At 63.3% G+C, this 13680-nt stretch carries 14 protein-coding genes; 7 read left to right on the top strand and 7 right to left on the bottom strand.

What is annotated here, in order from left to right; all coding sequences use genetic code 11:
- Positions 1 to 100: 100 nt before the first annotated feature.
- Entirely contained in the window at positions 101 to 670 is a 570-nt protein-coding gene (locus C4K39_RS21050; RefSeq protein ID WP_124347321.1) for a GNAT family N-acetyltransferase, read from the bottom strand.
- 75 nt (positions 671 to 745) lie between these two features.
- On the opposite strand from C4K39_RS21050, the gene C4K39_RS21045 reads away from it, so the two are divergent.
- Positions 746 to 1666, top strand: coding sequence for a histone deacetylase family protein (locus tag C4K39_RS21045; RefSeq protein WP_124347320.1), 921 nt, complete (start codon positions 746 to 748; stop codon positions 1664 to 1666).
- A 589-nt stretch (positions 1667 to 2255) separates the two neighbouring features.
- Positions 2256 to 3503, top strand: a complete 1248-nt coding sequence (locus C4K39_RS21040) for a TIGR03862 family flavoprotein (RefSeq protein ID WP_068576411.1) — start codon at positions 2256 to 2258, stop codon at positions 3501 to 3503.
- Positions 3504 to 3558: 55 nt separating this feature from the next.
- Here the strand turns inward: C4K39_RS21040 and rhlE1 are convergent, their stop codons facing one another.
- Positions 3559 to 4893 (bottom strand): RNA helicase RhlE1, encoded by a 1335-nt coding sequence (rhlE1, locus tag C4K39_RS21035; protein WP_068576339.1) that lies wholly within the window; start codon positions 4891 to 4893, stop codon positions 3559 to 3561.
- 195 nt (positions 4894 to 5088) lie between these two features.
- On the opposite strand from rhlE1, the gene C4K39_RS21030 reads away from it, so the two are divergent.
- Both C4K39_RS21030 and C4K39_RS21025 read left to right on the top strand, forming a co-directional pair.
- On the top strand, positions 5089 to 5547 hold the full coding sequence (locus tag C4K39_RS21030; RefSeq protein WP_068576337.1) for a hypothetical protein: 459 nt from the start codon (positions 5089 to 5091) through the stop codon (positions 5545 to 5547).
- Between the two features lie 62 nt (positions 5548 to 5609).
- A complete protein-coding gene (locus tag C4K39_RS21025) occupies positions 5610 to 6671 on the top strand; it encodes an alpha/beta hydrolase family protein (protein ID WP_124347319.1) in 1062 nt (353 codons plus the stop codon).
- On the opposite strand, the gene yedA is transcribed toward C4K39_RS21025, so the two are convergent.
- Entirely contained in the window at positions 6672 to 7580 is a 909-nt protein-coding gene (gene yedA / locus C4K39_RS21020) for a drug/metabolite exporter YedA (RefSeq protein WP_068576332.1), read from the bottom strand.
- A 162-nt stretch (positions 7581 to 7742) separates the two neighbouring features.
- Here yedA and C4K39_RS21015 point away from each other — a divergent pair, with 162 nt between their 5' ends.
- Positions 7743 to 8204 (top strand): Lrp/AsnC family transcriptional regulator, encoded by a 462-nt coding sequence (locus tag C4K39_RS21015; protein WP_124347318.1) that lies wholly within the window; start codon positions 7743 to 7745, stop codon positions 8202 to 8204.
- A 79-nt stretch (positions 8205 to 8283) separates the two neighbouring features.
- Here the strand turns inward: C4K39_RS21015 and C4K39_RS21010 are convergent, their stop codons facing one another.
- The 3 genes from C4K39_RS21010 to C4K39_RS21000 all read right to left on the bottom strand — a co-directional run bounded on the left by C4K39_RS21010 (position 8284) and on the right by C4K39_RS21000 (position 10317).
- The gene (locus C4K39_RS21010; protein ID WP_068576328.1) at positions 8284 to 8889 is read right to left on the bottom strand and encodes a 3'-5' exonuclease; all 606 of its coding nucleotides are present in this window, start codon (positions 8887 to 8889) and stop codon (positions 8284 to 8286) included.
- Between the two features lie 28 nt (positions 8890 to 8917).
- Positions 8918 to 9397 (bottom strand): LabA-like NYN domain-containing protein, encoded by a 480-nt coding sequence (locus tag C4K39_RS21005; RefSeq protein ID WP_068576326.1) that lies wholly within the window; start codon positions 9395 to 9397, stop codon positions 8918 to 8920.
- A gap of 137 nt (positions 9398 to 9534) precedes the next feature.
- Complete coding sequence (locus C4K39_RS21000) at positions 9535 to 10317, bottom strand: DUF2076 domain-containing protein (protein ID WP_124347317.1); 783 nt, start codon at positions 10315 to 10317, stop codon at positions 9535 to 9537.
- Between the two features lie 178 nt (positions 10318 to 10495).
- Between C4K39_RS21000 and C4K39_RS20995 the strand changes: the two genes are divergently transcribed.
- Both C4K39_RS20995 and C4K39_RS20990 read left to right on the top strand, forming a co-directional pair.
- On the top strand, positions 10496 to 11155 hold the full coding sequence (locus C4K39_RS20995; protein WP_068576322.1) for a YciC family protein: 660 nt from the start codon (positions 10496 to 10498) through the stop codon (positions 11153 to 11155).
- An 88-nt stretch (positions 11156 to 11243) separates the two neighbouring features.
- Complete coding sequence (locus C4K39_RS20990) at positions 11244 to 12320, top strand: endonuclease/exonuclease/phosphatase family protein (RefSeq protein ID WP_124347316.1); 1077 nt, start codon at positions 11244 to 11246, stop codon at positions 12318 to 12320.
- A gap of 467 nt (positions 12321 to 12787) precedes the next feature.
- Here C4K39_RS20990 and C4K39_RS20985 read toward each other — a convergent pair whose 3' ends face one another.
- A complete protein-coding gene (locus C4K39_RS20985; RefSeq protein WP_124347315.1) occupies positions 12788 to 13660 on the bottom strand; it encodes a transporter in 873 nt (290 codons plus the stop codon).
- Positions 13661 to 13680: the final 20 nt, after the last annotated feature.

The following is a 13680-nucleotide window of genomic DNA, read 5'->3' as shown; positions in this document are numbered from 1 at the left end:
ACTCTCCTCACACAGAGCAAAACCGCGCAATCTCGGCTGCGGCGGTCAAATCAATCGGGGGCAAGCAACCTCATCGGCACATTCTAAACGTGCACGATTGCTATCCATGCAAGGTTTCCAACCATTGTTCACGGGTGATGCGGTACAGCACATGCTCGCGCAATGGGTGATCGGCGGCGAGCTTGGGATGTTCGAAATCCCCCTGGACGGCGTGCTGCATGCCGATGGCCTGCATCACTTTCTGCGACGGCAGGTTGGTCCGGGTGGTGAAGGCTACCACCTCGTCCAGGGCCAGGTGCTCGAAGGCGCAGCGTAAGGCTGTCCAGGCCGCCTCACTGGCATAACCCAGCCCCCAATGCTCACGGGCCAGGCGCCAGCCGATCTCCACCGCCGGAGTGAAAGGCGCGTCGAAACCCACCACGCCCAGGCCGGTAAAACCGATGAAGGCGCCGTTGTCCTTGCGCTCCAGGGCCCAGGTGCCAAAACCATGCTCGGCAAAATGCCCACGTATGCGGCCGATCAGGGCGGCACTTTCCAGGCGGCTCAAGGGCGCCGGAAAATAACGCATGACCTGGGGATCGGCACACATCGCCGCAAAAGCCTGCAAGTCATCGTCACGCCATTGGCGCAGCAACAGGCGCGCGCTTTCCAGTTGCAGTATCGGCTCCATCGGTGCCCTCCGTTTTCATGGGTGCAAGTCTACATCGCTGGTAGGATCCTTCACGGGTTCCTCTAAGAAAATGCCATGACACTGCCGCTGATCTACCACGACGACTACAGCCCGGAATTTCCCCCAGAACATCGCTTTCCCATGGACAAGTTCCGTCTGCTGCGCGACCACCTGGTGGACAGCGGCCTGGCTCGCGACGCCGATCTGCTACGGCCGCAGTTGTGCCCGGCCGAGGTGCTGGCCCTGGCCCACGACCGCAGCTACATCGAACGCTACATGAATGGCGAGTTGTCCCGGGAAGACCAGCGCCGCCTGGGCCTGCCGTGGAGCGAAGCCCTGGCCCGACGCACCGTGCGCGCTGTCGGCGGGTCGCTGCTGGCTGCCGAGCAGGCGCTGGAACATGGCCTGGCCTGCCACCTGGCGGGCGGCACCCACCACGCCCACTACGACTATCCAGCAGGGTTCTGCATCTTCAATGACCTGGCGGTGATCAGCCATTACCTGCTGGAAAGTGGACGCGTGGGCCGAGTGCTGATTTTCGACTGCGACGTCCACCAGGGCGACGGCACCGCGCGGATCCTGCGGCATACCACCGATGCAGTAACGGTCTCGCTGCACTGCGAAAAAAACTTCCCCGTACGCAAGGCCCAAAGCGACTGGGACATTCCCCTGGCCATGGGCATGGGCGATGCCGAGTACCTGGAGGTGGTGGACGATGCCCTGAACTACCTGCTGCCGCTCTACCAACCCGACCTGGTGCTGTATGACGCCGGGGTCGACGTGCATCAGGACGATGCCCTGGGCTACCTCAAGCTCACCGATGCTGGCGTCGCCGAGCGCGATGAGCGAGTCATGCGCCATTGCCTGGGTCGCGACATTCCGGTGATGGGCGTGATCGGTGGCGGCTACAGCAAGGACCGCCAGGCCCTGGCCCGGCGCCATGGCATCCTGCATCACAGCGCCCAGCGAGTCTGGGAGTCGTCCGGCTGCTACTGAGCCCCTGGCCTGATTACCCACATCCACTGTGGAACCGCTTGTGGATAACCTGGGAGAAAGCCTCTGCAGCCCTTGTGCCACGAGGGCTACGGCCTATCGTCTGTTTTTTGACCATTGACATCGGGGTGTCATGTTGCTGTGGATCGCTTACCCCCAATAGCTGTGGAATGGCTTGTGGATAACCTGCGCGAAACTCTCTACAGCCCTTTACTTTAAAGGGCTACAGCGCGATGTCTGTTTTTTGAGCAGCATTCGACAGCGCTCAGCCGGCGATCCGGTGTTTACCCCCAATCGCTGTGGAACCGCCTGTGGACAACCTGCGTGAAAGTCTCTGAAGCCCTTGCAGTCAAAGGCCTCCAGACAATCGGACATTTTTTGACCAGGTTCATCATGGCGTCATTTTCCCATGGGTCGCTTACCCCCAATCGCTGTGGAGCCGCCTGTGGACAACCTGCGCGAAAGTCCATCCAGCCCACGGTTTATAAGGCCCGCAGCCCCATGCTCAGTTTTTGACCAGGCATCATCGGGTCAGCAAGGCACTCGCGCCTCGGGTAGAATGCCCGGCCTATTCCTCCAGCCCATCCTTGCCATGACCTCATCGACCTCCCCCACGCCCCACCACGTCGCGATTATCGGCGGTGGCCCTGCCGGCCTGATGGCCGCCGAGGTCCTGAGTCAGGCAGGCGTGCGGGTCGATCTGTACGATGGCATGCCATCAGTGGGGCGAAAATTCCTCCTGGCCGGGGTCGGAGGCATGAACATCACCCACTCCGAGGCCTATCCGGCCTTCCTCTCCCGCTACGCGGAACGGGCACCGCAAATCGCCCCGCTGCTGCGCGAGTTCGGCGCCGAGGCGCTGTGCCAATGGATTCACGGGTTGGGTATCGACACCTTTGTCGGCAGCTCCGGCCGGGTCTTCCCCACGGATATGAAAGCCGCCCCACTGCTGCGTGCCTGGCTCAAGCGCCTGCGCGATGCTGGAGTGGTTATCCACACCCGTCATCGCTGGCTGGGCTGGAATGCCGATGGCAGCCTGCGCATCCAGCACCCGGCGGGTGAAAGTACGGTCCAGGCCGACGCGACCTTGCTGGCGCTGGGCGGTGGCAGTTGGGCACGCCTGGGGTCAGATGGCGCCTGGTTGCCGCTACTGGAACAACACGGGGTCCGGGTAGCGCCCCTGCAGCCGAGCAATTGCGGTTTCGAAGTCAGTGCCTGGAGCGAGTTGCTGCGCAGCAAGTTCGCCGGTGCGCCATTGAAGAACGTAGCCATCGGCCTGGACGACGACGTACCAAGGCTGGGGGAATGCGTAATCACCGCCAGTGGCATCGAGGGCAGCCTGGTCTACGCCCTCTCGGCATCGATCCGCGAAGCGATCAACCAGCACGGCCAGGGCACGATCCATATCGACCTGTTGCCCGGCAAGCCCCGGGACAAGGTCCAGGCGGCGCTGGCCAAGCCACGCGGGTCACGCTCCATGGCCAAGCACTTGCAGGGCCAACTGGGCATCGAGGGCGTAAAGGCTGCTCTGCTGCGAGAGCTGGCGCCCGCCGAGGCCTTCGACGACCCGGCCCGCCTGGCCGCCGCGATCAAGGCCCTGCCGCTGGTGCTGGTGAAGGCCCGTCCACTGGACGAAGCCATCAGCAGCGCCGGTGGCGTGTGCTTCGAGGCATTGGATGAGCGGCTGATGATCCAGCAGCGACCGGGGCTGTTCTGTGCCGGAGAGATGCTCGACTGGGAAGCGCCCACCGGTGGCTACTTGCTCACCGCCTGCTTCGCCAGCGGACGCCGGGCCGGGCGCGGCATCCTCCAATGGCTCGCCGAACGCCGCCAGTCCTAGGCCGGATACCAGGAGCGGCCAGGTTGAACCGGCCGCTCGCAACGTGTCGTGGTGCTTATGGCTTGCGCTTGCGCGGCCCGGTATTGAAGGCCGGTACCTTGCGCACCGGTTTCACCGCAGGCTCTGCGGCCACTTCCCCGCTATCGACCCAACGTCCCAGGTTGCGCTTGCCGGCGCCACCGGCGGCCTTGGGCTTCTTCGGTTTCTTCGGCTTCTTCACCACCTGGCCACTGGCGTCGGTCTCGGGCACTCGGTGCTCGGGCTCGAAATCCTGCTCTTCATGGCGCTTGAGGGTCTGGCGGGTCAGCATTTCGATTGCCGAGAGCAGGTTGACCTCGTCGGCGCAGACCAGGGAAATCGCCTCGCCGGTGGAACCGGCACGCCCGGTGCGGCCGATGCGGTGGACATAGTCCTCGGCCACGATTGGCAAGTCGAAGTTGACCACCAGCGGCAGGTCCTCGATGTCCAGGCCGCGGGCCGCCACGTCAGTGGCCACCAGGATCTGGACCTCGCCCAGCTTGAACCGATCCAGGGCGCGCTGACGCGTGGCTTGGGGTTTGTCGCCGTGGATACCGTCGGCATTCACGCCCTGGCCCTGGAGCTTCTCGACCAGGGCATCCACGCCGTTGCGGGTCTTGGCGAACACCAGCACCTGCTTCCAGCGGTTCTTGCGCAGCAGGTGGCTGAACAGCTCCGGCTTGCGCTTCTTGTCCACTGGCACCACCCATTGCTTGACCGTGCTGGCGGCAACGTTGCGCGGGCTGACTTCGATGCTCAATGGGTCGTTGAGCATCTGCCCGGCCAACAGGCGGATGGCATCGGAAAAGGTTGCGGAAAACAGCAAGGTCTGGCGCTTTTTCGGCAGGGCGGCGTAGATGCTCTTGAGCTCCTCGGAGAACCCCAGGTCGAGCATGCGATCGGCCTCATCCAACACCAGTGTCTGCAACTGGCTGAACTTCACCGCGTTCTGCCGGAACAGGTCCAGCAGGCGGCCAGGGGTCGCCACCAGCAGGTCGACACCCTTGCGCAGCTTCATCATCTGCGGGTTGATGCTGACTCCGCCATACACCGCGTAGGTGCGCAGCGGCAGGTGCTCGGCGTACTGGCGCACGCTGTCATGGACCTGCTCGGCCAGCTCGCGGGTCGGCACCAGGATCAGTGCCCGCACCGAGTTGCTGTCGACCTTCGGGCCTTCCAGGGTCAGCAATTGCAGCAGCGGCAGGGCGAAACCGGCGGTCTTGCCGGTGCCGGTCTGGGCTGCGGCCATCAGGTCGCGACCGGCCAGCACCGCCGGAACCGCCTGGGCCTGCACCGGGGTCGGGGTCTGGTAGCCAAGGGGTTCAAGGGCGCGCAGCAAGGGTTCGATCAGGCCGAGAGTGGCGAATGTCATGGGGATACCGTAGGAAAAAGTCAGCACAGGAATGCAATGGGCGGCAGTTTACCCTAATTCACAGCCCCACTTACGGACCATGCCCGCCGGCCCGGGAGCGTGTATGCTCGCCCCCAGCTGGCCCAAAAGAATGCACCGTGCGCCCCGCACCGGGTATCTTCACGGCCTTCCCCCCCTCAAGGAGTCTCACCTCGTATGGACCACGAAAATCCGTTCCAGCCCCCCGCTGCCGAACTGCGGACCGCACCGACCGCCGATCAGAACCTGCGCCTCTACAGTGTCGCGGCCATCGGCCTGAGCACCTTCATCGGCACCTCCATGGCGGGTGCCTATTTCATCAGCCAAAACCTCAAGGCACTGGGGCGCGAGGCCGAGGTGAAGAAGGTCTGGGGCATGGGTATCGGCGTCTTCCTGGCCATGACCCTGGCAGGTTTTTTCCTTCCAGAGAACATTCCCGCCGTAGTCTTCATCCTGCCGCAGATCTATGGGATGAACGCCTATGCACGCCAACTGTTCGGCCCCCAGGTGATAGAGCACAAGACCAACGGGGGGCCCTTCGTTTCGTTATGGCGCGTGGCGGGAATCAGCCTGCTGTTTGCCCTGGCCCTGGCGGCGGTGTTCTTGATAGTAGCGCTGCTTATCGGCCTCGAGTGATGCTCTCACGCTGAAACCACTACGCCGGGCAATGTCCGGCGTTCTTTGTCCATGGAGTCCCAATGCGCAATATTGCCCTGTCCGCACGGATGCTCGCGGGCCTGTTGCTGACCCTGTTCCTCCCCCTTGCCGGTGCCGCCGAACTCACCGCTTTGCGTGAAATCACTGTGACGGATGCCAGCGGCCAACGCCCCCTGCATGTCGCCCTCTGGTACCCCACCGAAACAACGGCTCCGCTGCTGATATCCGCAGAGAACCCGGTCTTCCAGGGCCTGCCCGCCATCAAGGATGCCTCGCCTACCGCCGTGGCCCACCCATTGGTGGTCCTGTCCCACGGCTATCGGGGCAGCTGGCGCAACCTCAGCTGGCTGGTACCGAGCCTGGTCAGCCGGGGATACGTGGTCGCAGCTCCTGACCACCCTGGCACCACGACCTTCGACCGACGCCCGGCAGAAGCGGCGAAGCTCTGGGAGCGTCCCCACGATGTAAGCCGGGTCATAGATGCGCTGAGCGCAGACCCGTCCCTGGCGGGCACGGTCGACCCACAACGTATCGCCGCCATCGGCCATTCCCTGGGTGGCTGGACAGTCACCGCGCTGGCCGGCGGGCGCTACAGTCCGCAACGCTTCCTCGAGCAGTGCCGGCAGCATCCCAACCCACGCCTGTGCGGGCTGGCTCCGGAACTGGGCATCGCAACGGACAACCAAGGTCCGCTAAGTGCCGATCTGCGAGACCCGCGAATCAAGGCCGTGGTGTCACTGGACCCGGGGCTGGTCCGCGGATTTACCCCAGAGAGCCTGGCAGCGGTGCAAACGCCGACCTTGATCCTGGGCGCCGGGGTGAACATTGCCGGCATGCCGGTGGAACAGGAATCGGGTTATCTGCAAGCCCACCTGCCGCCGGCCACCTCCAGCCTGTTGGTGATCGCCGATGCCAGCCATTTCAGCTTCATGCAACTCTGCAAGCCAGGAGCCACGGCCTTGCTCAGGGAGGATGACCCCGAGGATGAAATCATCTGCCGGGACGGTGACAAGCGCAGCCGTGAAGCGATCCACCAGCAAGCGGCCCAGGTCATCGACGGTTTTCTCGAGCGCAACCTGGCCAGCCAGGCACCGGGAAGCTGATCAGGCAGCCTCTTTCTGGACTACAGCCTTAGGCTTGCGCCATTGCGGCAGGCCGATCAACACCACGGCGCTGATGATCACCAGCATCGCCAGCGCCTCTTCCAAGCCGATGCTCTCGCCGACGAAGACGATACCCAGCAACACCGCCACCGCGGGGTTGACGTAGGCATAGCTGGTGGCCGCCGCCGGGCGTACGTGCTTGAGCAGGTACATATAGGCATTGAAGGCGATGATCGAACCAAAGCCTGCCAGGTAGGCCAGCGCCAGCCAGCCCTCCAGGGCCGGCATGGCTTCCAGGCGCTCGCCGCGCAGCAGGCTGCCCAGCAGCAGCACCACACCACCGACGAGCATTTCCGCGGCGCTGGCCATGGCGCCCTGGGGCAGAGGCAAGTGCTTGCTCCAGACCGAACCGAAGGCCCAGGCCGCTGCGGCGAACAACAGCAGGGCCGCGCCCAAGGGACTCGATTGCAGGTTGGACCCCAGGTTGAGCATGCCGATGCCGATCATCCCGAGGATGATGCCGGCCCACTCCAGGCGGGTGTTGCGGGTGCCCCAGAAGTAACCGCAGAGCAAGGTGAACAACGGCACCGTGGCCACCGCCAGGGCCGCGACTCCGGAAGCCACGCCCAGGTGCTCGGCGACCGTCACCGCACCGTTGCCGAAACTCAGCAGCAGGATGCCGATGATCCCGGCGGCCTTCCATTGTGCCCAGGTGGGCGCCGGGACCCCACGCCAGCGCAGGAAGGCATACATCAGGCTGCCGGCGAGCACGAAGCGGATACCGGCAAGCATCAAGGGTGGCCAGTATTCGACACCGATACGGATCACCAGGTAGGTCGACCCCCAGATCACGTAGAGGGCAAAGAATGCGGCGATCAACGGCAAAGGAAAGCGGCTTTGGCCAGGCATGGGGTACGACTCAGGAGGCAGGCAGGGAAGGCCCATTGTAGAAAGTCGAACGGGGTAAGCTTAAGTTACAAAACCTGTTTTTAAGAGCAGTACACTTTCAATAAAGTGGAGTTTTTACCTATATACCTTGCTTTCGAAAGCCAGGTTGTTTTGGAGCCTTCCATGGACAAGTATGACCGCATGCTCCTGGCCCAGCTGCTGGAAAACGGCCGGGCGAGTTATGCCGAGCTCGCGCGCAAGGTCAACCTCTCGGCACCTGCCGTGGCCGAGCGAGTCGCCAAGCTTGAAGCCAGCGGCGTGATCACCGGCTACCAGGCCAAGGTCGACATGAACAAGCTGGGGTTGCCGATCCAGTGCGTCATCGAGCTGCGCCTGGCCCAGCACGGCAACCAGAAAAGCTATGAAGAACTGATCAAGATCCCACAACTCACCGAATGCCATCGGGTCACGGGGGATCCCTGCGTGATCATGCAGGCGGCCGTGGGCTCGATGCAGGAGCTGGAAGAGTTGATCAACCGCGTCGCCCAGTTCGGCTTCAGCAAGACCTCCATCGTGCTCTCCAGTGCCATCGAACGACGCCTGCCCCTGGGGCACCTGGACAGCAACGGTAAACCGTCCATCTGATCCACCAACATCTGCGTGAAAACCCACGGGGCCTTGCTTGAAGACTCCCCAGGCCCTGTCCGATGGCGCCCGCGGCGTGTCAGCGATGGCGCCGCAAGTGCTCGGGCACCTTGGCCGCGGGAACCTTCTGCAACTTGCACAAAAAATCGTGGGACAGCCGGTGCAGGCCGTGGGTATCGCGCAGTTCGCCCGCCAAGTGCACCAGCAGGTTGGCCGCCATCTCGGCGTCGGCCATGGCTCGGTGAGCCTGGCCGGTATGCGGCAGGCCGGCATAGGTGGTCAGGGTGCCGAGCTTGTGGTTCGGCGCAGCGGGCATCAGGCGCCGGGCCAACAGCAGGGAGCAGGCGAAGTTCTGCAACCGGGTGCGCCGGATCCGCCCCAATTCGAAATCCCAGAACTTCTGGTCGAAAGCCGCGTTGTGCGCCACCAGCGGTGTAGTGCCAACGAACTCGTTGACCTCGTTCATCACCTGCTCGGCCGGTGGTGCGCTACGCAGCATGGCATTGCTGATGCCCGTCAGTTGCTCGATGAAGGCCGGTACCCGCACGCCCGCGTTCATCAGGCTCTGGTAACGCTCGACGATGCGTCCCTGCTCGAGGATCACCACGGCGATCTCCGTGGCCCGACAACTGCTGCTCGGGGAAATCCCGGTGGTTTCAAAGTCGATGACGGCAATGCGTTCCAAACCTGTTTTGCTCCGTATGAATCTGTTTTCAGCTTTTGAGCAGCAAGGTGCCTTCGATCGGCACATAGCGAGTGGCGGCACGAATCAGCGAGTTGGCCGTCAATCCAGGCACCCCATAGGCCACCGCACTGACACCGTGCTTGTGGATGATGCGCTCGAGCAACAGGTCGAAATCGCCATCACCGGAAGCCAGCACCACTTCATCCACCTGCGCAGCGGCGTCCATGATGTCGATGGTGATGCCCACGTCCCAATCGCCTTTGGCCGAGCCGTCGCTGCGCTGGATATAGGGTTTGAGTTTTACCGTGAAGCCCAGGTTGCGCAGGATCTGCTGGAACTGCTGCTGCTTGCTGTCACCACGATCGATGGCATAGGCATAGGCCTGGACGATCTGCCCCTGCTTGCTGACATCCGCCCACAGGGCGGCGTAGTTGAAGTGGCAACCATAAGCCTGGCGCACGGTGTAGTAGAGATTCTGGACATCGGCGAACACAGCGATTTTTTTCACCGCTAATCCTCATGGCACAGCAGCGTGGGAGCTCGATCGGCACTCAGGGCCGCAAAAGTGGCCCAGTATGCCAGCGCCAGGGATTGTTCCGCGAATTATCGGCCCGGGGCGGGTCTGCGCCCCAGGTCGATGATGGATTAGACGAAGGAATCGTCGTCGGAGAAGAACGAGCTGTCGTCGTTGTCGTAGCCCGCGTCGCTGAAGCCGCCCTGGTCGTTGCCACCCCAGGAGTCGTTGTTGGCATAACGCTGCTCATCGTTGCCCCAGCCGCTGTTGTCACTGGCCGGTGCCGGCTCTTCCTTGATGACCTCGACGACTTCCTGAGGCTGCTGGTTGCTGTGGAACAGGCTGCTGATACCTTGGGCCAGCATCACGCCGCCGGCGACGCCCGCTGCGGTTTTCAGCGCCCCCCCGAGGAAACTGCTGCCCGCTGCTGGCGCCTGTTGCGGGGCATAGTTCTGCTGGGGCGCAGCGCCGAACCCTTGCTGGGGTGCACCGAAGTTCTGCTGGGGTGCACCAAAGCCTGGCCGTGGCGGCTCGCGCCAGCCGCCACCGGAGGCGGGTGCCGGGTTCGCGGCCGGCGCCGGGGCCGGCTGCGACTCGCGGGAGCCCCCGAAGATACTCGACAGGAAGCCACCGCTGGATGCGGGGGCCGGGGCTGCCTGGGACTTGGCCTGCTGCAAGTCGGCCTGCAGTTGCTGTACCTGCTGGGTCAATTGCTTGTTCTGTTCATCGAGGCTCTTGAGGGCAGCCTCCTGCACCAGGATCGCCTGGGTCATGAAATACCCGGCCGCAGGCTGGCGGGTCAGATGCTCCTTGATCCGCGCCTCGGCCTGGGCATCACGCGGGGCTGAATCCGTTTCGGCTTGCTGCAACCGTGAAAACAGTCCATCGATCAGGGTTTGCTCTTCGTTATTCATGGCGACCTCTTTAGATTGCCGGTAAAAATCCGCTCTACCGCCGGATGAGACGGCGTTACGCACCAGTTATGGGGCTGGCGCGCAGACTTTCAATGGTCTTTACGCAAGGTTTACGTTTGCTCCGCAGGGGGCGTGATCGGTTAAAGTGTCCAACCGCTTCGCCACTGCGACCCCATCGATGAATCCGTTAGATGTCCTGCGTGACTCCCTGTATTTCTTTCGACGCAACCTGGGGCGCATTGCCCAGTTGTGCCTGCCCCTGGTGATATTCGAGGCCTTGTTGCAGCAAGGCGTGGGACAGATCCTGGGCCCGAATGCCTTTCCCGGATACAGCGTGATCGTCGGCCTGCTGGTGTATCCGCTGTACACCGGCGCGCTGATCCTGCTCCTCGATGCCCGTACCCGTGGCGAATCGCCACGTACCCGTGACCTGCTAGCCATGAGCCTGAGCCTGTGGCCACGCTTCGCCCTGCTGACGGCGGTCAGCACCCTGCTGATCCTGCTGGGGCTGTCGCTGTATTTCCTGCCGGGCCTGTGGCTGATGGTGGTCCTGGCCTTCGCCGAGTACCTGCTGGTACTCAAGGGGGCATCGCCGCTGAATGCCATCACCGAAAGCTTTCGCCTGAGCCGCGGGCATTTCCTGCGCATCCTGGCGTGCATCCTGTGCGTGATGACCCCGCTCTGGCTGCTCAAGGGCATGAGCGAGGCCGCCTATCCAGACCCGACGCCGCTGCTATCGCTGACGCTCGACAGCGCCTACAGCTTCCTCCAGCTATTCACAAGCGTGGTGCTGTTTCGCCTGTTCATGCTGATCAGCCAGCAACCGGACAAACACTGAAGCCCCGGCGCGCCGCTCTACCCCTTGGGGGACGGCTGCGCACTCGGTTATGCTCGGACCCCATCCTGCAACGCCATAAGCCGAGCCGATGACCCGTCTATTGCGCATCACCCTGTTGAGCCTGCTGCTGATCAGCCTGGTGCTGGCCAGCCTGATCTACAGCCTGACCTGGCGTCCCGAGGCCAAGGAGACCCTGGCGGTATCCTGCAGCGCCAAGGCTGCGCCGCTGGTACCGGGGCAGGCGCTGAAGGTGATGACCTGGAACCTGCAATACCTGGCGGGCAAGCGCTACGTGTTCTGGAACGACCAGGCCCACGGCGAGGATGAGCGCCCGACCCAGGAAGACATGGCCTTCAGCCTGGATGAAGTCGCCCGGATCATTCGCGACGAACAACCGGACCTGGTCCTGCTCCAGGAAGTGGATGACAACGCCAAGGCCAGTGCCTACCAGGACCAGCTCAAGCTCCTGCAGGAGCGTCTCGCCGACCTCTATCCCTGCAGCACCCAGGCCTATGACTGGAAGGCCGACTTCGTCCCCTCCCCGCACATCTTCGGCAGCGTCGGCCGAAAGCTGGCAACGCTCAGCCGCTACCAGATCGAACACGCCGAGCGCCTGCAATTGCCGCTACCGGCCAGCAACTTCATCAGCCGCCAGTTCCAACCCAGGGATGCCATGCTGCTGAGCTACCTCCCCCTGAGCGACGGCGGGCAAATGGCCGTGCTCAATACGCACCTGGAGCGTGCCGAACACCCTGGCGACACCCAGCCAAGGCAGGTCGCGGCCATTGCCAAGGTACTGGACAAGCTGGAGGGCCGCGGCACGCCGTGGCTGATCGGTGGCGACTTCAACCTGCTCCCCCTGGGCCAATACCGGCGCCTGGATGAAAACCAGCGCGCGCCCTACAGCGCCGACAGCCCGCTACACCTGCTGTGGGACAAATACCCGATGATTCCCAGCAATCCCCAGGCCAGTGGCATCGATCGCGCGCACTGGTTGACCCACTACCCCAACGATCCCACTCTCGACGGCCCGGATCGTACCGTCGACTACCTGTTCCACAGCCCGCGCCTGAAGCGGGTCGAGTCCCGGGTCCGCCAGGACGACACCCTGCGCATCTCCGACCACCTGCCGGTGCTCGCACGCTTCCTGTTGCCGGCCCAGTAGATGGCCGCTCTGGGGCTTGGCGATGATGGTGAAAGTCAGGGTGTTGCTGTAGATACCGCCCTTGGCGGTCTGGGCGGTGGAGACATCAAAGGTCGTGCCCCCTGGCCGCTTTCCGGTCGATAGTGACAGTTACAGTACGGATGCCATTGCCGCTGTCGATATAGGAACAACCGCTCTAGCCATTGCTCAAGGGATCAAGGTCCAGGGCGGCAGAAGCCTGGTTGGCGAAGAAGCAGGCCGACATCGCAACCATTGCCACCAGACACGCGCAACCTGTTCAGGACTCGCGAAGGCGACAGGTACATGATTACTCCCCAGCGTCTGGCAGGTACTATCGAAGACAGGCCCATTGAGGTCGGAACCCGTGGGGTGAACCGAGCGGTATCGATTTTCCCCTTCGCTTCTTCACCGAAAACAAGACGAACAGTCAATAACTCTTCTGGTTTCAGACAAAGCGACACCCGGCATCAGAACAGCTTCACCAACCGCAGATTCAGCCGCCCGCGTTCCTTGAAGCCTTGCTCCACCGCCATGTCGCGACCCAATTGCACCTGGACCTGCACGTCAGGCACCAGAAAGTGAGTCAGGGTCAGGCGTGCATAGGAGGTCCTGAGCTCATCGCCCTGGTCATCACCGGCCACCGAGCTACGCGCCCCCGTGACATATCCGCCGCCTATGCCCAGGCTGGTGGCCGGTGCCCACTGGTAGCGCAGGAAAGTCTGGTATTCGTAACGGGCCTTCTGCCTCTGCGTCGAGCCGTTCGGACCGAAGTCATCATTGCGGCTGAACCCGCTGACATCGGCCACCGTATCCAGCGACCAGCGCTCATCGAAGTGATGCACGTAGGCGCCTTGCAGCACCAGGCGCCAGCGATTTTCCCCCAGGTTCAGGGCATCGTCCCGGTCGTAGCTCCCGGTGGGCGCCTGGACAAACACCCCCAGGCCCAGCATGTCGCCATGGCGGGTGGGCAGGCGGATCTTGACCACCGACCCCAGGTTCAAGTCCCCCACCCCCGACTCATTCCCCAGTACCCGGGCATCGCCCCCTGTACGCAAGTGGCCGAAAGGCAGGATCGCCTGGGGCTCCCAATAGAGCCCGTCGCTCAACGGCACCGACTGCACCAGGCGCAGCAGGCCCATGTCGGAGCGCAGGCGGAAATCGTCCGAAACTCGATGACCAGAACGGTAGAACGACGCGCTCCGGGCATGCTGGTAGTACATCAACAAGGCCGTCTTGCCGGCAGGCACCGGCTCATAATCGCCTGGCGCGGTCTCCAGGGCGCAGGTCGCGTCAACGAAGGCGAATGGCAGGCAGAACCCCGCCGCAATGGACTTTTTCATAGCGCGCTCCCGCCCGAAGT

Origin of the sequence: Pseudomonas sessilinigenes (genome assembly GCF_003850565.1) — a bacterium.
In the GTDB taxonomy this organism is placed as follows: domain Bacteria; phylum Pseudomonadota; class Gammaproteobacteria; order Pseudomonadales; family Pseudomonadaceae; genus Aquipseudomonas; species Aquipseudomonas sessilinigenes.
This window is presented reverse-complemented; position numbering and strand designations above follow the sequence as displayed.

Coding starts and splice junctions, on each gene's coding strand:
- rhlE1 (WP_068576339.1), bottom strand. CDS start 4,893: ATGACATTCGCCACTCTCGGCCTGATCGAACCCTTGCTGCGCGCCCTT.
- C4K39_RS20990 (WP_124347316.1), top strand. CDS start 11,244: ATGACCCGTCTATTGCGCATCACCCTGTTGAGCCTGCTGCTGATCAGC.
- C4K39_RS21030 (WP_068576337.1), top strand. CDS start 5,089: ATGGACCACGAAAATCCGTTCCAGCCCCCCGCTGCCGAACTGCGGACC.
- C4K39_RS20995 (WP_068576322.1), top strand. CDS start 10,496: ATGAATCCGTTAGATGTCCTGCGTGACTCCCTGTATTTCTTTCGACGC.
- C4K39_RS21040 (WP_068576411.1), top strand. CDS start 2,256: ATGACCTCATCGACCTCCCCCACGCCCCACCACGTCGCGATTATCGGC.
- C4K39_RS21000 (WP_124347317.1), bottom strand. CDS start 10,317: ATGAATAACGAAGAGCAAACCCTGATCGATGGACTGTTTTCACGGTTG.
- C4K39_RS21045 (WP_124347320.1), top strand. CDS start 746: ATGACACTGCCGCTGATCTACCACGACGACTACAGCCCGGAATTTCCC.
- yedA (WP_068576332.1), bottom strand. CDS start 7,580: ATGCCTGGCCAAAGCCGCTTTCCTTTGCCGTTGATCGCCGCATTCTTT.
- C4K39_RS21025 (WP_124347319.1), top strand. CDS start 5,610: ATGCGCAATATTGCCCTGTCCGCACGGATGCTCGCGGGCCTGTTGCTG.
- C4K39_RS21015 (WP_124347318.1), top strand. CDS start 7,743: ATGGACAAGTATGACCGCATGCTCCTGGCCCAGCTGCTGGAAAACGGC.
- C4K39_RS21050 (WP_124347321.1), bottom strand. CDS start 670: ATGGAGCCGATACTGCAACTGGAAAGCGCGCGCCTGTTGCTGCGCCAA.
- C4K39_RS20985 (WP_124347315.1), bottom strand. CDS start 13,660: ATGAAAAAGTCCATTGCGGCGGGGTTCTGCCTGCCATTCGCCTTCGTT.